General features: G+C 44.3%; 12 protein-coding genes and 1 pseudogene. 9 read left to right on the forward strand and 4 right to left on the reverse strand.

Annotation, left to right across the window (positions count from 1 at the left end; genetic code table 11):
* Positions 1-105: 105 nt before the first annotated feature.
* The 3 genes and pseudogenes from R3289_RS05290 to R3289_RS05300 all read right to left on the reverse strand — a co-directional run.
* Positions 106-2,733 (reverse strand): PqiB family protein, encoded by a 2,628-nt coding sequence (locus R3289_RS05290; RefSeq protein WP_318924441.1) that lies wholly within the window; start codon positions 2,731-2,733, stop codon positions 106-108.
* Positions 2,714-3,910: a paraquat-inducible protein A gene (locus R3289_RS05295; RefSeq protein WP_318924442.1), complete on the reverse strand. Its 1,197-nt coding sequence runs from the start codon at positions 3,908-3,910 to the stop codon at positions 2,714-2,716. The genes R3289_RS05290 and R3289_RS05295 overlap by 20 nt, the downstream gene beginning before the upstream one ends.
* A 422-nt stretch (positions 3,911-4,332) precedes the next feature.
* A pseudogene (locus tag R3289_RS05300) lies at positions 4,333-5,826 on the reverse strand (ABC transporter ATP-binding protein); the annotation flags it as partial.
* 108 nt (positions 5,827-5,934) lie between these two features.
* Between R3289_RS05300 and R3289_RS05305 the strand changes: the two are divergent.
* The 4 genes from R3289_RS05305 to R3289_RS05320 all read left to right on the forward strand — a co-directional run bounded on the left by R3289_RS05305 (position 5,935) and on the right by R3289_RS05320 (position 10,031).
* Positions 5,935-6,393 carry a GAF domain-containing protein gene (locus tag R3289_RS05305; RefSeq protein ID WP_318924443.1) on the forward strand — a complete coding sequence of 153 codons (459 nt, stop codon included), beginning with the start codon at positions 5,935-5,937 and terminating at the stop codon, positions 6,391-6,393.
* 110 nt (positions 6,394-6,503) lie between these two features.
* On the forward strand, positions 6,504-7,148 hold the full coding sequence (proQ, locus tag R3289_RS05310) for an RNA chaperone ProQ (RefSeq protein ID WP_318924444.1): 645 nt from the start codon (positions 6,504-6,506) through the stop codon (positions 7,146-7,148).
* A 17-nt stretch (positions 7,149-7,165) separates the two neighbouring features.
* Complete coding sequence (gene prc, locus R3289_RS05315) at positions 7,166-9,166, forward strand: carboxy terminal-processing peptidase (protein ID WP_318924445.1); 2,001 nt, start codon at positions 7,166-7,168, stop codon at positions 9,164-9,166.
* A 202-nt stretch (positions 9,167-9,368) separates the two neighbouring features.
* Positions 9,369-10,031 (forward strand): lipocalin family protein, encoded by a 663-nt coding sequence (locus tag R3289_RS05320; protein WP_318924446.1) that lies wholly within the window; start codon positions 9,369-9,371, stop codon positions 10,029-10,031.
* Positions 10,032-10,099: 68 nt separating this feature from the next.
* Here the strand turns inward: R3289_RS05320 and pncB are convergent, their stop codons facing one another.
* Entirely contained in the window at positions 10,100-11,329 is a 1,230-nt protein-coding gene (pncB, locus tag R3289_RS05325) for a nicotinate phosphoribosyltransferase (protein WP_318924447.1), read from the reverse strand.
* A gap of 249 nt (positions 11,330-11,578) precedes the next feature.
* On the opposite strand from pncB, the gene pepN reads away from it, so the two are divergent.
* The 5 genes from pepN (at position 11,579) to R3289_RS05350 (ending at position 21,569) form a co-directional block, all read left to right on the forward strand.
* On the forward strand, positions 11,579-14,218 hold the full coding sequence (gene pepN / locus R3289_RS05330; protein WP_318924448.1) for an aminopeptidase N: 2,640 nt from the start codon (positions 11,579-11,581) through the stop codon (positions 14,216-14,218).
* A 126-nt stretch (positions 14,219-14,344) separates the two neighbouring features.
* Positions 14,345-14,566 (forward strand): DUF2835 domain-containing protein, encoded by a 222-nt coding sequence (locus R3289_RS05335; protein ID WP_318924449.1) that lies wholly within the window; start codon positions 14,345-14,347, stop codon positions 14,564-14,566.
* 283 nt (positions 14,567-14,849) lie between these two features.
* Positions 14,850-19,679 carry an NAD-glutamate dehydrogenase gene (locus tag R3289_RS05340; RefSeq protein ID WP_318924450.1) on the forward strand — a complete coding sequence of 1,610 codons (4,830 nt, stop codon included), beginning with the start codon at positions 14,850-14,852 and terminating at the stop codon, positions 19,677-19,679.
* Positions 19,680-19,862: 183 nt separating this feature from the next.
* Entirely contained in the window at positions 19,863-20,873 is a 1,011-nt protein-coding gene (gene pyrD / locus R3289_RS05345; RefSeq protein ID WP_318924451.1) for a quinone-dependent dihydroorotate dehydrogenase, read from the forward strand.
* A gap of 147 nt (positions 20,874-21,020) precedes the next feature.
* A complete protein-coding gene (locus tag R3289_RS05350; RefSeq protein WP_318924452.1) occupies positions 21,021-21,569 on the forward strand; it encodes a cell division protein ZapC in 549 nt (182 codons plus the stop codon).
* The last annotated feature ends 222 nt before the right edge of the window (positions 21,570-21,791 follow it).

The raw sequence follows: 21,791 nt of genomic DNA on the forward strand, positions 1-21,791 counted from the left end.
AATCGATCTCTCACCGTTGATATGGTGGATGAAAGTGCGTGACTAACAGACAGTAAAAAGGAGCAACAATGTGCTCCTTTTTAGTGCTATACCGGACCTGTTGATTTAGTTACTTGGTATCGCTGTACGCCAGGTTTTCCATTCCGGTTTCGCATCTTTATAAAGCAAGAAGTGGCGGTTAGCTTTAGCTCGCGGCGATAGTGGCTGTTTTTCAGGTGTTGCAAAGGCAATCCCGCCTCGCAGCATACTATCAACGGTTCCGGTTTGAATGTTGGCTCCGGTTAAACCAATCGTTACATCAAGTCCAGAGGCATTCCAGAACACTGTATCAGTACGGATCAGGTGGCTATAATTTTGTTCAATCTGAACGTCAATCATCACGCGATCAGCCAGTTCACCCAGTGAGACTTTAATGACCTGGCCAACTTGAATATCACGGTAAAGCAGAGGCGTTCCTTCACTGATTGAATTACGGTTTTCGCTTTCTAAGATAAACGTCAAACCAGACTTAACCAATTCGGCTGAACCCAATTTAAAGGTTTGGGAATAATGACCGCCACCAGGTGCAACTGCAATGTAGGTACTGAGTAACGAATCTAAATTCTTCGAGCCGGTTAAGCTCAGCTTAGGCTTCACCGCCCAGAAGTAGCTGCCGGATTTTGCCACCACGTCAGCATACTTGGGGAACAACCGGGTTTTGATGTTGACATTGCCAGTCTTGAAGTCAGGTTCAATCGCCACCACACTGCCGATGTTTATTCCTTGATAACGGATGTCGGTGTTCTCTGATATCGCACGGGCATCGCTGGCTGTTAGGGTTACTAATAAACCAAAGTTCTGGGCTTTACTGAGGCTAGGATACAATTTATAACGCGCACCTGCTTTGTTGGCGACGCCTGGCAGATCGTCAAAAGCAATGCCGCCTTTTAATAAAGTGCTGATCGGGTCAGCTTTGACTTTTACCCCAGTTAAGCTGGCTTCAACTTCAACCCCGGAACGATTCCAGAAGACGGTATTTTTCGAGATCAGGTGACGGTATTTATTCTCTATCTCAATCGAAATAGTGACACCGTCACGTGTAAGGGCATACCCAGCCACTTCACCCACCGGTAAGTTACGGTAAAGAAGAGGACTGCCTTCTGAAACAGGTGGCAGTTCATCGGCAAAGAGGGTGAAGTTAGCAAAGCCTTTCTGGTGATCAGCTGCAAGCTGAGCCAAACGTCTATTTTTATATAAAGGATAAGTGGTCTGGATTTGCTGTTTACCTGAGGAGGTAAAGCTGATGCCATTACTGATCAGTTGGTCGGCTGGTGGCAGTGATACATCAAGACCTTGTGCGCTGATATTCGCTTCAATACCACCATCAATATAGAAGCGGCTATTTGATCGAACCAGGGCAGTGTATTCCGGCTGCACGATCACATCAAAACGTACTCGATCACCGTCAAACGAGACTTTTTTCACTCGGCCAACATCGAGGCCGCGATGTTTGATTTGTGCGCCTCGTTTAATGCCAAAGCTGTTATCCGCAAACAGTGAGAATGTAGCGATACCGGGCTGTTTCTCTTGTAGACTGTCTTGTGTGATCGCTTTGAATTTTCGAGATGGTTCGCCTTCTCCCGGGATCAGGGTGAGGAAGTTGCCGCGGATTAAGTTACTGATATTCTTCAGACCAGTTAAGGAGACAGCCGCTTCTTCAAGCAGCATGCTCGAACCTGCGGTAAGTAAATCACTCATACTTGGTTCAATTGCAGCATGAGCAATAACTTTATTGCGCTCTTTATCTAAACGTAAATCAGAGATCTGCCCAATTTGCAGGCCGCGGTAAATGATAGGGGCACCGCTGGTACTGATGTTATTATCGTCGGGTAATTCGATGGTAATCGCAATACCTCGACCCGCGGTATTCAGATCAGGATATAAGCGGAATAAGTGGTTGGTTTCAATCGGCAAACCTTCATCGGGAGAGTCAAAAGCGATAGCACCGGAAATCATCGCCGAAAGGCTTTCAAACTGAACATCAACACCATTGAAACCAATGTTGGCACTCATACCACTGACGTTCCAGAAACGGCTCTTGTTGGTCACCAGATCAGTATATTGAGGCTGAATCAACACATCGATAAGCACGTTCTTTTTGTCATTACTGAGAGTGTAGTTATAGACTTCGCCGACAGGGATCTTCTTATAGAATACCTGTGATCCTATACTGATTGAGCCCAGATCGGGGGAGCGAAGCTGAACGGTCAGGCCATCGCCCAGTGTCGTGTCAGAGGGCTGAGTATCTAATGCCGTAAATTTTGCCCTAAAATCACCTTCCCCGGGCTGCAGAGCGATATAGTTACCAGAAACCAATGCATCAAGACCGGAAATGCCGGTAATTGAAGCTTTAGGTTTGACCAACCAGAAGCGAGTACCATCTTTCAGCGTTTGTACAGCCTCTGGGTAGATATCTGCTTCAACATAAATACTGTGGAGATCTTCCGACAGATTCACGTCACGAACAATCCCGACTTCCAGCCCCTGATAACGGATGGTTGTTCTGCCCGCAATTAAACCGGCGGCATCGCTAAAGTGGATTTGTATGCGTTCTCCTGCCTCGTTCACCGCTTGAAATATGAGCCAGCCAGCCAGAACGAGGGCGAGCAGCGGCAGTAACCAAAGCGGTGAAAGCCCTAGGTCGCGACGAATATCTACCGGTTCTGGTTGTTGGTTATTTTGTCCGTTGTTCATAGTTGTCCCATATCAGACGAGAATCTAAGCTTTCAGCCGCCAGCATCGTTAACACCACCACAACGGCGAAAGCGATGGCTCCGGGGCCAGGTGTAAAATCTAAAATTTGTCCACGATCGATCAGAGCGACCATAAGCGAAATGACAAATAAGTCCATTACAGACCATTTCCCGATCCACTGTATGATGCGGAAAATTTTCATACGACTAAGATGATAAACGCGGCGTTTAAATTGGATACTCAGCAGGATGTACGTCAGCCCGAGTATTTTTGCCACCGGTACAACAATACTGGCGACGAAGATGATAATGGCGATACCAGCCATGTCATCTTTAATTAGCGATGCGACGCCTGAAAAAATGGTGTCTTCAACCCGCTTGCCGTTATTGAAGAATATTGAAATAGGGTAAAGGTTGGCAGGAAAAATAAATACAGCTGCCGCAATCAGGTAGGCCCAGGTTTTCTGTATTGAATGAGGCAGACGTATGTGTAGCGAATTACCGCAACGTTTACAGTGCGTAGCATTGGCCTGAGTCAAATGGCATGAATGGCAGTGCGCTTCAAGTTCATTGGCTTTATGGTCGGTTTCTGGCTGCCAGGCTTCCCAGTAGCGATTGAGGCTCACGCGGGTGATCAGCAACGACATGAGAACTTGCAGGATCACCAGACAATACAGGCCCGGCCCAACATAAATATCTGCTATTTCTTGTACTTTGAAACATGCAATCGCCAAACTGACCAGGAAAACATCGAACATTGCCCAGCTCTTTAAGTGTTTGATGATCCACAACGAAGATTTGAATAAGCGAAAATGCTTTAACCTTAACCCCAGTTGAGCACTAAAAACGGACAGACTCACCAGTAAAGGGGCAATCGAGCTGCAGAAAAGAATAAGAGCAGCTACCGCTGGAAAATCCGGAGCTAAAGTCAGGGTACCTGACGGGAGGGTCGCCGGGATCATCACGCCAAACAGGCGGATTGTAATAAGCGGGAAGATATGTGCAGGAATGAAAAGGATTAAACAGGCTAATGCAATCGCCAGCTCACCATTGAAGTGGCATTCACCACCGCGATAAAGACGTGTTTTACAGCGGGGGCAATACGCACTCAGGCCACGCGGAGCGACTTGAGGCATAATAGGCAGGTCACAGCCAGGGCAACGTCGAGCTGTAGACATGTTAGTTCAATCCCTTATTACGCACAAAAATCATCACTATTCTGACTGTTAAGTTTTATAAGTTGTTATAAATAAACACTATATTATTTTGTGGTCATTCTGGCTACCGCTAGTTGCTATTCAGGCGCTGTTAATGAAGGCTCAGACGACTGGACGGGACCATATAATGTTTGATAAAGCCCTTTTTCGTTGACCAGCTGAGAATGCGTACCGGTCTGGCTAACCTGGCCATCTTCGAGCACGTATATTAGATCAGCTTGCTTAACCGCAGATAAACGGTGGGCAACTATTAAGGTTGTTTTGTCAGATAAAAACTGGTTTAAAGCTGTATGTAACGCAGCTTCAGTCGCGGTATCTAATGCAGAGGTTGCTTCGTCGAGAATGACAAATTCCGGGTTGGTAAGGATCATTCTTGCGATGGCCAATCGCTGACGCTGTCCGCCTGACAAGCGGATACCCTGGCGGCCAATTACGGTCTCTAGGCCATGGGTCAGGCGCTGTGTAACGTCGGAAAGCTGGGCAATCTCAAGTGCTTGCCAAAGTTGCTCATCATCAAAGTCAGCACCTAATGTCAGGTTGTGCCTCAAAGTATCATTAAATAAAACGGGGTGCTGCAAAACAACAGCCATTCTGTCACGTAAGGGTTCATACCCGACACTTTCAATCGGATAGCCATTGACATATATATCCCCGTGATCTTTTTGATAGATGCCCAGCAACAGGTGAATAAGGGTTGATTTCCCGCCGCCAGACGAGCCCACCAAAGCAATACGTTTACCGGCCGGAATGGTTAAGTTCAGTCCTCTTAATACTTCTTTATCTTCATCATAGGCGAAATGGAGTTTTCTGATCTCAATAGTCAGAGCTTCGCCTTGCCGGAATGGGTTCTCTGTTGGTACAGGGCGCACTTCTTCCTCAAGTGCCATCAGGCCATTCAAGCGTTGCATTGCCGCTTTGGCACTGTACCAGGCAAACTGAAGACCAAGTAATTCCTGTACCGGGCCCAGCATAAACCACAGATAGCCAAAAACAGCGAACATTTGCCCGATGGTCAGATCGCTGAAAAGAACCATCAGCATTGCAGCAGCACGGAACAGTTCAAAGCCCAAGAGAAAAAGAAGAAATGACAGACGACCGGCTGCTTCTGATTGCCATGCGTATTGATCGGCATTGTGGCGAATATCACTGGCATTGGATTTTAGCTGGGTAAGAAATTCACGCTCTCGATTAGCAGCCCGAAGCTGGTACAGGCCATCTAATGTTTCTACTAAGCGTTGCTGGAACTTTTCAAAAGCCTGATTCTCTTTCTTTTTAAGGTTTTTAACCCGATTGCCCATCATGCGTGATGCATAAACAACGAGGGGGTTCATTAAAAGAATGAACAAACCAAGTTGCCAGTTAAGCCAAAGCAAAATAGCTGCGGTACCGATCACGGTGAGTAAGCCAATCAGAAAGCGACTTAGGGTATCGCCAACGAATTTATCGATTGTTTCGACGTCGGTAATGAGATGCGACGTAATACCACCACTGCCGCGTTCTTCGTACTGACGCATACTGATGCGGCCGAGTTTATCGATCAGGTGCTTGCGAATGTGATAAGTAATGTCTTTTGCAACCAGCGTAAACTGACGACTTTGCAGTATATTCAAAGCTTGACTGGAAATTCGCATCAATACGACGAGCACAAGCACTAACAGGATATAGCTGGCGGGTTGATGAAGCGAATCTGGCAGTAATATACTCAGAAACTTAACGCCGCCTGCCGGTTTGTTAAGCAATATCTCATCAACCATCAGAGGCATAAGTAATGGAATGGGTACGCTGATCAATGCCGCAATGAGAGCAATAATATTCGCGACAACCAGTCTTGGTTGATGGTGTTTAGCCTGCTTTAAAAGCCAAGACCAGTTAATCATCTGACTTGAAGGACCTTTCACGGTGATAATGGTTCCTATTACTGGTTGAGTTTGGTAGTTTAACGGCAATAAATGACAATAAATGACAATAAATATCTGGAGTAAGCCATGGAAAATAAAAACGCTTTTTATAATAGATTGACTCAACAGGCTATCGCTCTGATCGACGGAGAACCAGATGTTATTGCTAATATCTCTAATATTAGTGCGTTACTCTACATGGAGTTAGAAGATATTAACTGGGCTGGTTTCTATTTATTAAAAGATGATCAGTTAGTACTCGGTCCGTTCCAGGGCAAGCCTGCGTGCGTGCGTATACCCGTAGGGCGCGGCGTTTGTGGCAGCGCGATAGCCGAAAACAGAGTACAGCGTGTCAGCGATGTACATCAGTTTGAAGGTCATATTGCCTGCGATGCGGTAAGTAATTCTGAAATCGTTATCCCCCTCACGGTGAAAGGCGAACTGTTTGGCGTATTGGATATTGATAGCCCGACTGTATCAAGATTTGACCAAAATGATGAAGATGGTTTGGTTTCTTTTGTTGAAGAACTACAAAAAAGACTCTAATTGTATGCTTTCGGTGGTTTTTCAGCGTTAGGTAACTATAATAGCGACACTATTTCTTTTTGATCACAGTACTAACAGCGAGGTTACCTCGTTTGATGTCAGGAAACTCCATGGAAAACTCTGAAAAGTTAACGAACAGTAAAGAAGTTATTGCATACATTGCTGAGCGTTTCCCAAAATGTTTTACTATTGAAGGTGAAGCGAAGCCACTTAAGATTGGTATCTTCCAAGATCTCGCAGAGCGTTTGAATGAAGACCCTAAAATCAGTAAAACACAATTGCGTACAGCTTTACGTCAATATACCTCTTCCTGGCGTTACCTTCATGGCGTAAAAGCCGGTGTAAGCCGTGTTGACCTAGATGGCAATGAATGTGGTGTGTTAGAGCAAGAACACGTTGACCACGCACAAAAAGCACTGGAAGAAAGTAAAGCTAAAGTTCGTGCTCGTCGTAAAGAGCAGGCAGTCGCGAAAGCTGCAGCGAATAAAGAAGGTGAAGCAAAAGCGGATAATAATCGCACAAAAACGCTTAAACCTAGGAAGACGAAGCCAAATACGACTAAGCTAAATAAAAAGCCTGCTGAAACTACCCGTGCTCTTACTGCTGATGAAGTGAAAGTTGGCAACGACGTTCGTGTCAACATGGGTAACGGGAACATGCCGGCTACTATCGTTGAAATTAATAAGGACGATGTGCGTGTTCGTTTGACCAACGGTTTAACCATGGTTGTAAAAATGGAGCACCTGCGTTCGTAAAGGAGAATGCTCGACGCATGAACTGTCGATTCCGTTTCTCACTGATCTCTGCCGGCATGATGCTGGCAGCTTCAGCGCAAGCCCTAGAGGCTAAATATTCATTAAGTGACTTGCCGCAGCTCGCCCCTGAAAAGCAGCATGCAACAGCAAGCAAAAGGATAGCTTCGCGGTATACACGGTCGCATTACAAGCAATTCTCTCTTGATGATCAATTTTCTGCCGACATTTTTGATCGTTATATCGAAATGTTGGACTTTAATAAGAGCTTTCTGACCTCAGCTGATATTAAGCAATTTGAAAAATGGCAAACCGAGCTGGATGATCAACTCAAAAGAGGAGATACCACCGGTGCTTTTGATATTTTTAATAAATTGCTACAGCGTCGATTTGACCGCTATCAGTATGCGTTAAGCTTGCTTGATAACGAAATTACCTTCGATCAACCGGATAATTTTGTTATTGACCGCTCTGAACTTGCCTGGGCAAAAGATCGCAATGAATTAAATGAGATCTGGCGTCAGCGTGTTAAGTATGATGCGCTGAATCTGAAGTTAACGGGCAAAGAGTGGAGCGAAATAAAAGAAACATTGGCTAAACGCTATAACAATGCGTTAAAGCGCTTAACTCAGACCCACAACGAAGATGTATTTCAAATTTACATGAATGCATTTTCCCGTGAAGTTGATCCGCATACGAGCTATTTGTCACCACGAAATGCTGAACAATTCCAGGCAGAGATGAATTTGTCTTTGGAAGGAATTGGTGCAGTACTTCAAGTGGTTGATGAGTATACTGTTATTCGTTCCTTGGTTGCTGGTGGTCCAGCGTCAGCGTCTAAAAAATTGGCTGCTGGTGATCGAATTGTCGGTGTTGCACAAGATGGCGAAGATGTGGTTGATGTTGTGGGCTGGCGTCTTGATGATGTCGTCCAATTAATCAAAGGTCCTAAAGGCAGTAAAGTTAAGCTTCAGATCTTGCCTGAAGGCACAAACCAAAAAAGTTACGATGTAACTATTGTTCGTGACAAGATCCGTCTGGAAGACAGGGCGGCAAAATCGTCTGTGAAGAAAGCTCAAGGTAAAAAGATAGGTGTTATTGAAGTACCTAGTTTCTATGTAGGCTTATCTGAAGATACGAAAAAAGAGATCGCCAAGCTGAATGAAGATCAGGTCGACGGTATTGTTATTGATTTACGTAACAATGGCGGTGGTGCGTTAACGGAAGCGACCGCATTAACCGGCCTGTTCATTAATAGTGGTCCCGTTGTTCAGGTTCGTGATAGCTATGGTCGTGTCAAAGTAAATGGCGATTCCGATAACCGGGTCTATTTTGATAGCCCATTAACAGTGCTTATCAATCGATATAGTGCATCGGCATCTGAAATTTTTGCTGCCGCAATGCAGGATTATGGCCGTGCTATTGTGCTAGGCGAGCAGTCTTTCGGTAAAGGCACTGTTCAGCAGCACCGTTCACTGAATCATATTTACGATCTGTTTGATCAACCTTTAGGTCATGTGCAATATACCATTCAAAAGTTCTATCGAATCAATGGCGGTAGTACTCAGAATTTAGGTGTCGTGCCTGATATTGCTTTCCCGACGGCAATTGATCCTGCTGAAACAGGAGAGAGTGTTGAAGACAATGCATTACCATGGGATAGCATTAAACCTGCTAGTTATCAGAAAGTGTATAATTATTCAGCAGTTCTGCCTCCTTTGAAAGCCAAGCATGATAAACGTATCACCAGTGATCTGGAATTCCGCTTTATTCTTGACGATATTGAAAAGTATAAAGTTGAAAAAGATATTAACCAGATCTCATTGAGTGAGAAACAGCGCATTGCTGAGCAGGAGAAAAATGATCGTGATCGCTTGACGCGTTTGAACAAGCGCCAAAAAGCGTTAGGCAAGAAGTCTTTTGCTTCTCTAGAAGATGTGCCTAAAGATTATGAATCACCAGATGCTTATCTTAATGAAGCAGTAGCAATTACAGCGGATTTAGTCAAAGCACAAAGTTAATTCTTTGATTTGATATATAAATAAAAAACGGCATCTTTTCAAGATGCCGTTTTTTTGTATCAGTCAGTTAGCTATGCTGATTGGTATTATTCTTGAGACAATTGCATTTCAACTTGTGATTGAAGTCATCTTTTAATGCAAAATAAAGCATTGCAGACTAGGGTTTATATAGGATCTTGTGTGTTGTCTCGGGAGCAATGCTATGTATAAGTCTCTACTGGTTGCGATTACACTTTACTTAAGCACCTTTAGTAGCCATTTGTTTGCAGATGATCTTACTGAGTTTGACTACCCCTTACTTCTCGGTGACTGGTATTGGTTCAGTACGACAGAGAAAGGCGTCGAAAGTGAAGGGGCGAACTATCGCGCCATGAACATAAAATTTAAGTCATCTTATAATTTTGTAATTCGTTTACTGAGAGTCGATGGCACGGTTGATGAGTGGGACGGCAAGTACGACATTGATGAAACTAATATCAACTTCTTGGCAAAAGGGCAAGATGAACAGCAACACAGTTATATGCTGAGTTACAATCAATTTATTTTGGATGGAGCAAGGTTTACTAAATTAGCACCTGATAATTTGCCTGGCGAATGGCGCTCTTCTAATATATCTGGAAAAGATGTCGATGAAGGGATAGAGCAGCTATCTATTTCACTACGACCTGATTTTTTATTTTCAGCTGAAGTTTCTAATTCAGAGGGAAAGAAAAAAGAACACCGCGGTATTTATTATCTAGAAGGTGACCATATTGTTTTAATATATGAAGATGGTCAACAAGAGAGTCAATTTCTTTTGGGAACAGACACGCTTATATTAACCAATAAACAGTTTGGTATGGAAGCCACTTTTCAAAGAGAATAATCGAGACGTTATAATTAAAGTTATTGAAGTTAAAAAGGCTTATCCCAGATAAGCCTTTTTAACAGTAATTACAGACACGTCGAACTATGATGCGAAATTTTGAAGGCCCGACGAAGCTGGTTTAGATAAGCTTCATCGCGACATATACTTTTAGCTGGCTCATCCGAAATTTTTGCCACTGGTCGGCCTTCACATTCTGTCAGTTTTAATACGATATTCAGTGTGTCGGTGCCGGGTAAATCACAGGTTAACTGTGTACCAATACCAAAGCTGACATTGATACGATGGACAAAGTGCTTGTAAATATTCAGCGCTTTGTCCAAGTTTAAATTATCAGAGAAAATCAGCGTTTTGGTTTTTGGATCAATTCCGAGCGATTTATAATGCTGGATTGCTTTTTCGCCCCAAGATATTGGATCAGCACTATCATGACGCAGGCCGACAAAACGTTTTGATAAGCGGAGATCGAAATCACGCAAGAAAGCATCCATATTGATGCAGTCGGTGAGGGCAATACCTAACGAATCTGGGTATTCCTGAATCCAGCGATTCAGTGCCAGTTGTTGTGAATCTGCCAGTTCACCGGCTAACTGCTGGTGCGCCTGGAACCATTCATGCGCCTGGGTGCCAAAGGGTGTCAGACCACGAGTACGGGCTAAATGATAGTTAGAAGTGCCTTTAAATTCAGGCATATTAGCGATTAAATAGTCGACAACCTGATGATGCACGTCTTTTGAAAAACGACGACGAGTACCAAAATCAACCAATGAAAATTGGCTCAAATCTACCGCGTCTTCGTTATGTGAAGCTTGAGCATTTTGGTAAAAACGCTCAATTTTTGTTTTTAACTGACCAATAGCATCAGCAGCTGTTGCTTGCGGATAGCGTTGAGTTGCGCGTATTTCACAGATGATAGCCAGCAGAGGCACTTCCCAGAGTATAATGTCAATCCATTTCCCTGTGATTTTAATGGCTAATTGATCACCTGAATCGTCAACTTCTACCTGCGCGCTGTTTAGCGAGAAGGTTTTCAAGTAGTCAAGATAGTCACGCTGGAAGAAAGAAAGCGTTGATAAATATTCCAGTTCTTCGGCAGAGAAGGCTAATGCTGAAACTTGTGCAATTTGCGCTTTAATTTCTTTGCAGTAAGGACGGAGGTCTTCTTGGCTTCGGCAATGAAACTCCGCAACCGCCTCTATATTCGGGTATTGATGGAAAATCGCTTGCTGCATATGCAGCTTATATGCATCGGTATCAAGCAGGGAGTCGATAACCCCAATGTGTCCTGTGTTATTCATATCTAGTGCTGTTGTTTTTCGCAATCCGGAAAGTTTACATTATTTTCGGTCTAATTTGGCTTAAATCATTCAAATCAGCAAAAAAATATAGGCTAAACACATTATACAAATCTTTAAAGCAACAAGATTGTTCACAATATGATATAAATTCTTGTTTGATGGCTGAAAAGCCAGAATAATACGAGTCTCGTTTTCAGCCGTTTATGATGGGCATACCTTGCTCTGGCGGATAACAAAGGAACAGAAACAATGGCAGAACAGTCTACAGCAGAGCAATCTACAGTCACACAACCAACAGCTAAATACAGAGCCGACTATCGCGCTCCTGATTACACTATTACCGATATTGCACTTGAGTTTGATCTTCATGATGCTGATACTCATGTTGTTGCCGTCAGTCAGGTCAAACGCCTGGCCGAGGCTGAAGCCGAACTAGTGCTCGATGGTGATGGTCTGAATCTGGTACGTATAGAAGTGAATGGCAAGGCATGGTCAGATTATGACGAAGCTGAAGCATCACTGACTTTGCGTGGGCTACCTGCTGAATTTGAATTGACCATCGAAACGCAAATCAACCCTGAAGCAAACACGCTGCTGGAAGGATTATACAAGTCGGGTGGTGGGTTCTGTACCCAGTGTGAGGCCGAAGGCTTCCGTCGTATTACTTTCTATCTTGATCGCCCGGATGTACTGGCTCGCTTTACAACTAAAGTCATTGCTGACAAAGCAGAATTTCCTTACCTACTGAGCAATGGTAACCGCGTTGATTCTGGTGATCTGGGCAATGGCCGCCATTGGGTACAATGGCAAGACCCATTTCCGAAACCGAGCTACCTGTTTGCTCTTGTTGCCGGTGATTTCGATGTATTGCGTGACAAATACATCACGATGAGCGGCCGTAACGTTGAACTGGAGATCTTTGTTGATAGAGGAAATCTTGATCGCGCTGATTATGCCATGACATCGTTGATTAATTCGATGAAGTGGGATGAAGAACGTTTTGGTCTAGAATACGACCTTGATATTTATATGATTGTTGCCGTTGATTTTTTCAACATGGGGGCAATGGAAAACAAAGGTCTGAATGTTTTCAACTCGAAGTTCGTACTGGCTAATTCAAAGACCGCGACGGATACAGATTACCAGGGTATTGAAGCGGTCATTGGTCACGAATATTTCCATAACTGGACGGGTAACCGAGTAACGTGTCGTGACTGGTTCCAGTTAAGTCTGAAAGAGGGTTTAACAGTATTCCGCGATCAAGAATTCTCATCAGATCTGGGTTCTCGCGCCGTTAATCGTATCAATAATGTCCGTATTGTTCGTGGTCCGCAGTTTGCTGAAGATCGTGGCCCGATGTCTCATCCAATCCGTCCGGAAAAAGTGATTGAGATGAATAATTTCTATACTCTGACCGTGTATGAAAAGGGTAGTGAAGTGATTCGCATGATGCATACCTTACTTGGCGAAGATAAATTTCAGGCAGGTATGAAGTTGTACTTTGAGCGTCACGATGGAACCGCTGCAACGTGTGATGATTTTGTACAGGCAATGGAAGATGCGTCGGGTATTGATTTAACACAGTTCCGTCGATGGTACAGTCAATCGGGTACACCCGTTGTTAAAGTAACGACAGACTATAACGCAGAACAAAAGTGTTACCGTGTCACTGTTCAGCAGCAAACCCCCGCCATAGCTGGACAGGAAGAGAAACTGCCACTGCATATTCCGCTTGATATTGAGTTGTATGATAGCCAGGGTAATGTCATTGAGTTACAGTGTAACGGGAAGGTAATTAAAAACGTGCTGGATATCACGGAAAGTGAGCAGGTTTTTGAATTTACAGACGTTAATGAAAAGCCTGTAATCTCACTGATACGCGAATTTTCTGCCCCGGTTATTCTGGAATATGACTATTCAGATCAAGAGCTGGTCTTTTTGATGGTCTATGCACGTAATGAATTTGCCCGTTGGGATGCAGGCCAGATACTACTGGCTAAATACATCCGTAATAATGTTGAACGAATCCAGAAAGGCGAAGATGTTGATTTTCCAGCTTCTGTGGTGGATGCGTTCCGCGGTGCATTACTGGATGAGAAACTGGATCCGGCATTTATTGCAGAGATGTTGACATTGCCAAGTGAGAACGAGATAGCTGGCTGGTACAAAACGGTGGACGTCGATGCGATTCATACCGTAGTCGGTCAGATCGAGAAGATCTTAGCGACTGAAATGGAAGATGAGTTTACCGCTATCTACCATTTATTAGCGCAAGCTGAATACAGTAACTCTCATGAAGCGATGGCCAAACGCGCATTGCGTAACTGTTGTTTAGGTTATCTGGCTTTCACTGAAGCAGGTAATCAGTTAGTGACAGAGCAATATAACCACTCTGATAACATGACTGATACGATGGCGGCGATGTCAGCGGCGAATAATGCTGAACTGGTATGTCGCGAATCACAAATGACTGATTTCAGTGACAAATGGACGCATGATGGTCTGGTAATGGATAAGTGGTTTATCCTGCAAGGTAAAAACCCGGTTGAGAACTCGCTTGAGAAAGTTCGTCAAACCATGACGCATCCAGCGTTTGATTTGAAGAACCCTAACCGTACTCGCAGCCTGGTGGCAAGTTTTTGCGCGAATAACCCTGTTCGTTTCCATGCTAAAGATGGTAGTGGTTACCAGTTCTTGTCGGAAATTCTGACAGAGCTGAACACCAGCAACCCGCAAGTGGCTTCTCGTTTGATTGAACCATTTCTGAAGTATCGCCAATATGACGCGCCGCGTCAGGTATTGATGCGTACAGAGCTGGAAAAATTGGCAAAGCTGGATAATCTGGCAAAAGATCTGTTCGAGAAAGTGCAGAAAGCACTAGAACAGTAATATCTGCACGATGACTGATAGAGTCTCTAAATGAGAGGCTCTATTTATTTTCGAGTTTCTAGTTAAGAGTATCGAGAAATGCACTTCTTGATCTAGCGACTCGCCACTCTCAATAACCGTATTCCTATGACAACCTACACATTCTCACTCAACATCACCTATCAATCATTTCTTAATCATTATTCAGGTGCAGCCAGTACCGTAATCGTGGTGACAGAGAATGGTCTGAAGCTGCAGCTTCCCGCCTCGCGCTTTCGCCCCTTTTTGACTCAGTTGGGGGTAAAGGGCTATTTCCGTGTGCGCGTAGACAGCCGGAATAAAATTGAAACTATCGAAAGGGTTGCATAATAAAGGCAGGGGGAAAAGTCAGAGATACGTAAATATAATGCTCGAGTCGTTGGTTAACATCATTTTACTTTGCTGATTACTTGTTAACCATCATTCTGACTATTAGCAGATAGAACAACTATCAAAAATCTTTACCTTAGTCACATATTCGATTTATTCTTATCTTAACAACGCAATTAACGTAACTAGTTTGCAACAAAACCCCCTACAATAGCTATCACGCTAAAGCGTTCAAACCCCCTATACTAGATTTATAAAACATAATAATGATGGAGCACTCGCTATGACCGCCCCCGATCCGATAGTGCCGGTACTGCTTGAGAAAGTGTATGGCTTAATCCAGGATAAGATTGAAGTTCCTCAGCAGTCATTAGTAGAAATTTTCGCTCAACGACTGTTAGGGCAATTAGCTGATGACGATCTGCTTCAACGAAATGAATCTGATTTATATGGTGCCGTATTGAGTTTGTGGCACCATCTAATGCAAAACAAACCTGATCAAATTTCAATACGTGTTTATAACCCGACACTTAGCCGCTACGGTTGGCAATCCACCCACACGGTTGTTGAGATTGTCATGCCAGACCGTCCGTTCTTGGTAGATTCTGTTCGTATGACACTCAATCGCATGGATATTACCAGCCACCTGATGTTTAACGGCCCTTACTTCTTTAAACGAAATAAACAAGGGGACATTATTGAAGCGTGTGGTAATGAAGGTGATTATCAGACACTGTTCCATATCGAAGTAGACCGCCTTACCGACAAAGCACAAATGCAAGCACTAAAAGAAGAACTAGAAAATGTGCTTCATGATGTAGATTTGGTGGTGACTGACTGGCAGGCCATGAAAACAAAAATGGAGGAAATTGCGGATGAACTAAAAACCACAGATTTGCCTGTTGATGATGAGCATCGTGATGAAGCCATCGAATTTATTGACTGGCTAAATCGCCATAATTTTACATTTATGGGGTATCACCAATACGATTTAATCGCTATTGAAGGTGACTTTGAACTACGGCCAACAAATGAGCCTGGTTTAGGGCTCCTTGGTAAGGCAGACAAAGTCCATAGTCTGTTATTATCAGAACTTCCCGAATCAGCCCGTTTTGAAGCGCGTAAGCATGAACTTCTTATTTTAACCAAGAGTAATACCAAGTCTAAAATTCATCGCCCTGCATATGTCGATTATGTCGGTATTAAGCGCTTTGATAAAAAAGGAAATGTGATTGGTGAGCATCGCTTTATCGGTCTTTATGCATCGACCGCTTATCACCAGACCGCGATGAATATCCCGCTTATTCGAAACCGAGTAGCGAGAATTCTGGATGCGAGTGGGTATTCCCCCGGTTCACATTCCTGGAAAGCACTAAACAACCTGCTTGAAACATATCCTCGCGATGAGTTGATCCAGGCAAATGAGAAAGAAATGCTGGATGTTGGCTGCGGTGTCGTACGAATGCAAGATCGCGACTTATTACGTCTTTTTGTTCGACGTGATCCGTTTGGTCGATTCTTCTCTTGCATGGTGTATGTAACAAAAGAGCGTTATAACACTGAATTACGAACTAAAACGCAGGCCATTCTTAAAGACTACTTTGGTTCTGATCAGCCTGTTGAATTCACGACTTTCTTTTCCGAAGATTCACTCGCAAGAACGCATTATATCGTGCGGGTTAAAAATAATAATTATGATGTGGATGTGAAGGCTATCGAACATAATTTGGTTGAAGCGGCAGCATCTTGGGAAGATCGTTTAAGTAACTCATTAGTAGCCAACTTTGGTGAAAGTAATGGCATCCCATTAGCGAAGAACTATTCGCGCGCATTCCCTCGGTCATATAAAGAACAGATGTTACCCGGGTCTGCTGTTGCAGATATTGAGCAACTTGAAAGCCTGAGCGAAGACAATAAACTAGGGATGCTTTTCTACCGTCCTCAGGAAGAAGCCAATGATTCACGTTTTGTGAAGTTAAAGTTGTTTCATCGCGATGAGCCGATTCACTTATCGGACGTGATGCCTATGTTGGAAAACTTAGGATTGCGAGTGATTGGCGAGTCTCCGTATCAAGTGGTTACCGCGAATGGTACAGTTTTCTGGATCCTTGATTTTTCAATGTTTCACAATGCCTGTACAGGGATAGATCTCAGCGAGGCACGGGATCGTTTTCAAGAAGCCTTTTCTGCTATCTGGCATGGCAGCCTCGAAAGTGATGGTTTCAACCGCTTAGTACTTTGTGCTGGGTTAACCGGGCGTGAAATTACCGTTGTACGAAGCTATGCGCGCTATATGCGCCAAGTCGGTTTCCCGTTTAGTCAGCAGTATATTGAAGAAACCTTGTCTAGCCATAGCGATCTCGCCCGCGATCTGGTTAAACTTTTTATCTTCCGTTTCGATCCAAAAAATCATCATTCAGAGAAAGCCGAGCAGGATCTAATTAAAAAACTGCATAAAAAACTGGATCACGTGGAAAGTCTTGATGATGACAGGATCATCCGACGCTATATGGAGATGATCCTCGCCACCCAACGGACTAACTATTATCAAGTGGATGATCAAGGCAGTGCGAAGCCATGGCTGTCACTGAAACTGCGCCCGTCTGAAATTCCTGAGATTCCAGCACCGGTACCGTTTTTCGAGATCTTTGTGTATGCACCGGATATAGAAGGTGTTCACTTGCGAGGCGGTAAAGTGGCCCGTGGTGGCTTACGCTGGTCTGATCGTCAGGAAGATTTCCGGACTGAAATTCTGGGGCTAGTTAAAGCACAGCAAGTTAAGAATACGGTTATTGTTCCTGTGGGAGCGAAGGGTGGTTTCGTCTGCAAACGTCAGCCACAAATGACAGCACGAGATGAAATTTTGGCTGAAGGGCAACGCTGCTATAAGCGTTTCATCTGTGCCTTGTTGGATGTGACCGATAACATTCGTGATGGTGTTCTTGTGCCACCAGCAAATGTTGTTCGCCATGATGAAGACGATCCATATCTGGTTGTGGCTGCCGATAAAGGAACCGCAACATTCTCAGATTTAGCAAACTCAGTATCGGATGAATATAACTTCTGGTTAGGTGATGCATTTGCCTCTGGTGGCTCAAATGGTTACGACCATAAGAAAATGGGGATCACCGCGAAAGGTGGCTGGGAATCAGTTAAGCGTCATTTCCGTGAGCTGGGGATAGACTGCCAGACGACAGACTTTACCTGCGTAGGGATCGGCGACATGGCCGGTGATGTATTTGGTAATGGTATGTTATTGTCAAAACATACCCGCCTGGTTGCTGCGTTTAACCATATGCACATCTTTCTGGATCCAAACCCAGATGCCGCATCAAGCTGGCAAGAACGAGATCGTCTGTTTAACCTGCCACGATCCAGTTGGGAGGATTATGATCAAGGCCTGATCTCGGAAGGGGGCGGGATCTTTTCGCGCCGCAGCAAGTCGATCAAACTGACACCACAGATCCAGAAATTGCTGGGTACGCGTAAGCAGAGCCTGACACCGAACGAACTGATCCGCCTGATTTTACAAATGGAAGTGGATTTACTTTGGAATGGCGGTATCGGTACGTATGTGAAAGCACAAAGTGAAACTCATACCGATGTAGGTGACCGCGCTAACGATGGGCTTCGTATTAATGGCGGCGAGCTACGTACCAAAATTGTCGGTGAAGGTGGAAACTTGGGGATGACCCAGCTTGGCCGAGTTGAGTTTGCCAAGAAAGGAGGGAGGGTTAACACCGATTTTGTTGATAATGTCGGCGGTGTTGACTGTTCTGATAATGAAGTAAACATTAAGATCTTGCTCAATAGCCTGGTGGCATCCGGTGACTTGACCTACAAACAACGTAATGAGCTGCTGGCACGTATGGAAGATGAAGTCGGCGAGATTGTTCTTGATAATGCTTACTGCCAGAGTGAATCTATTTCAGTGACTCAACAGCAACAGGCACAGTTACTGAAAGAGCAAATTCGCTTTATCCATCAGCTAGAGCGTGCAGGAAAACTTGATCGTGCGCTTGAATACCTACCCGATGATGATACGCTGGCAAAGCGAGAAAAATCGGGCATGGGGCTAACTCGCCCTGAGCTCGCGGTACTCGTGGCATACGGCAAGATGGTCCTCAAAGAGGATCTAGTCAGCGATGAGATCGCTAATGATCCTTACCATAGCCGCTTGTTGCCGGGTTATTTCCCGAAAGAGTTACAGGAAAAATACCGTCTGCAGATGGATCAGCATCCGCTGAAACAAGAGTTGATTGCGACTGCGCTGGCTAACCAGATGTCGAATGAAATGGGGTGTAATTTTGTCACTCGTCTGCAGGATGAGACTGGGGCAACCATAGTTGAAATATCTGCCGCTTATACCATTGGCCGTCAAGTCTTTAATTTTGAAAGAGTCTTTGACCAGATCCGCGAACTTGATAATGTGAGTCCGGCAGAAGTGCAGTATGAGATGATATATCGCTGCCGTCGTATGTTACGTCGTGCGACTCGTTGGATCTTGCGCAACCGTAATCGGGCAATGGGTATTGAACAGCAAATTGACTTTTATCGACCTGTAGTGAAAACACTGGATGCCAACCTAGAGCGTTACCTTGTAACGGAAGAGGTGGAAGAGCATAACGAGCAAGCCGAGTTGATGATTCAACAGGGGGCACCAGAAAGTCTGGCTCATAGTATTGCCCGCCTGACCAGCTTGTTTTCAGCAATGGATATTGCGCAGATTGCGAATGAGTTGGGTAAAGAGATTGATTATATCGCCAGAGTCTATTTTGTCGTAGGAGCTAAGCTGTCATTGCACTGGTTCTTAAAGCAGATACACAACCAGCCTGTAGAGAATCATTGGCAGGCATTAGCACGTGCATCTTTCCGCGAAGATCTTGATTGGCAGCAACGTCATCTGACATCTGCGGTCATTACCAGTTCTCAAGAGGCGCAAGAACCGGAGCTGAGTATTGATAGCTGGCTTGATATGAATCAGGCTGTGATTCATCGTTGGAATAGCGTGTTAGCCGAATTCAAAGTGGGTAAAACTCATGAGTTTGCGAAATTCTCAGTCGCATTGCGTGAATTGATGCTGCTTAACTTGAATTGCCGTTCGAATGTGTAGCAAATAGCTATACTATTACCATGAGATGTAATCAGTAGTTTTGTGTTTAAAAGGCCATTATGTCTTCGGATATAGTGGCCTTTCTGTTATTGCATAATCATTATTGCCGAAATCGTTTGCGTTAAAAGGTAAACCTGTGAATAATGTCAACCCGTTTATACGGGGCTTTTTTAAGGAGGTACAATGATTTACCGCCTCGCACGATCCGCTATTTTCCAGCTAGACGCAGAAAAAGCACATGATCTTGCTATTCAGAACTTTTCTCGCTTTACCGGCACTCCACTTGATCTTTTCTACCGTCAACACGTTCCCGATCATCCTGTTGAAGTCATGGGTATCACATTCAAAAATCCGGTAGGACTGGCTGCAGGCCTGGACAAAAACGGTGAATGTATTGATGCATTCGGCGCGATGGGTTTTGGTTTTGTTGAAGTCGGCACAGTCACGCCTCGCCCTCAACCGGGAAATGACAAACCTCGTCTTTTCCGGGTTATTCCCGCCGAAGGGATTATCAACCGATTTGGCTTCAATAACTTAGGTGTTGATAACTTGGTTGAAAATGTGAAAAAAGCCAAATATGACGGTGTCATTGGTATTAATATTGGGAAGAATAAAGATACACCGATTGAAAAGGGCGTAGAAGATTACTTAATCTGCATGGATAAAGTTTATGAACACGCCGGTTATATTGCGGTTAATGTATCTTCACCGAACACGCCGGATCTTCGCTCACTGCAGTACGGTGAAGCACTGGATGATCTTCTTGGTCAATTAAAGCAGAAACAAACAGAGTTAGCTAAGAAGCATGATAAGTATGTGCCGTTGGCATTGAAGATCGCGCCGGATCTTGAGGATCATGAGATAGTGCAAATAGCAGATGCTTTGATCCGTAATGAGATTGATGGCGTCATCGCGACGAACACCACGCTTGACCGTGCCCTGATACAAGGTATGCCTCATTGTGATGAAGCAGGGGGGTTGAGTGGCCGTCCACTTCAGAATCGAAGTACTGAAGTTATTCGCAGCCTTGCTCAAGCGCTTAATGGTGCGCTTCCTATTATCGGGGTCGGCGGGATTGACTCTGCAGTTTCTGCTCGCGAAAAAATGTTAGCTGGTGCTAAGCTCGTTCAGATTTATACAGGCTTCATTTACCACGGGCCAAAATTGGTTAAAGATATTGTGATTAATATTTAACCATATCTTGTCAAAGAAACATTAAGCAAACACCAATAAGGGGGATTTATTTCCCCTTTTCTTTTGTAATCAGAGCAGTAAAATTCTCCTAAAGTTTTTTCCATATCGTTTGATAACAATATAACGGACTGATTTTGGAGAGTTTACGTGCTAAAACCTAATGACTCATGGAAGTGGTATTACGACCATAAGGATGACTCCCTGATGCTAGATCTGGGGGGCGATATGGTTTTTCGCGTTTCAATTCCGACTAAGAACCTTATTCCCTGCGCGTATGATCAGTGCGTATTTACCGTCGATGATGCGACAGTATTTCAGACATATAAAGAAAGCATTTCCCACCTCGACATTTCTGTACCACGCAAAGCAGAGCTGGCCCTTAACGCCGTTGCTGCAAGTCGTTTCCATAAGCCGATGATGCCTAAAAGCTGGTTTTTTGAAGCCAGGCCGGAAGGGTGTGAACCCGTCAACGGAGATATTGTGACTTTACAGACTTCTCTTGGTACGGCCAAATTCCTTGTCATAGAAAATTGTGGTACAGCAAGCCTTTGTATGATGACAGAGATTGAGCCATTAGCCTTATCAAACACCAAACAGATGGCGTTTTGCGACACAATTAAGGTGATGAACGACCGTATCGAGCACTACGAACAAGAGACCTCAGCAGACTCGCTTAATTTGGCCATGGTCGGTTAGCGACCCGCGTATCAATGATCTAAAATCCCCGAACAAGCAGGGCCTTTACCCCCGTATTTACTATCCTTCTGCATCACTCCTAATTCCTATTTAAGTCCCAATGACCCATAGATCCGATAGCCTTTTATTTTTGCTTTTCTAGCAAAAACATCTTGAGCTTACTATGAGTACCCAGATCGCCGTCTTACCAACGTCATTATATCTTGTCATTCAGAGAGGCTC

The organism is Photobacterium sp. (assembly GCF_033720175.1).
Classification (GTDB): Bacteria; Pseudomonadota; Gammaproteobacteria; order Enterobacterales; family Vibrionaceae; genus Photobacterium.

Excerpts from the sequence above, each read along its gene's own strand:
- R3289_RS05290 (WP_318924441.1), bottom strand. The coding sequence starts at position 2,733 with ATGAACAACGGACAAAATAACCAACAACCAGAACCGGTAGATATTCGT.
- R3289_RS05295 (WP_318924442.1), bottom strand. The coding sequence starts at position 3,910 with ATGTCTACAGCTCGACGTTGCCCTGGCTGTGACCTGCCTATTATGCCT.
- R3289_RS05305 (WP_318924443.1), top strand. The coding sequence starts at position 5,935 with ATGGAAAATAAAAACGCTTTTTATAATAGATTGACTCAACAGGCTATC.
- proQ (WP_318924444.1), top strand. The coding sequence starts at position 6,504 with ATGGAAAACTCTGAAAAGTTAACGAACAGTAAAGAAGTTATTGCATAC.
- prc (WP_318924445.1), top strand. The coding sequence starts at position 7,166 with ATGAACTGTCGATTCCGTTTCTCACTGATCTCTGCCGGCATGATGCTG.
- R3289_RS05320 (WP_318924446.1), top strand. The coding sequence starts at position 9,369 with ATGTATAAGTCTCTACTGGTTGCGATTACACTTTACTTAAGCACCTTT.
- pncB (WP_318924447.1), bottom strand. The coding sequence starts at position 11,329 with ATGAATAACACAGGACACATTGGGGTTATCGACTCCCTGCTTGATACC.
- pepN (WP_318924448.1), top strand. The coding sequence starts at position 11,579 with ATGGCAGAACAGTCTACAGCAGAGCAATCTACAGTCACACAACCAACA.
- R3289_RS05335 (WP_318924449.1), top strand. The coding sequence starts at position 14,345 with ATGACAACCTACACATTCTCACTCAACATCACCTATCAATCATTTCTT.
- R3289_RS05340 (WP_318924450.1), top strand. The coding sequence starts at position 14,850 with ATGACCGCCCCCGATCCGATAGTGCCGGTACTGCTTGAGAAAGTGTAT.
- pyrD (WP_318924451.1), top strand. The coding sequence starts at position 19,863 with ATGATTTACCGCCTCGCACGATCCGCTATTTTCCAGCTAGACGCAGAA.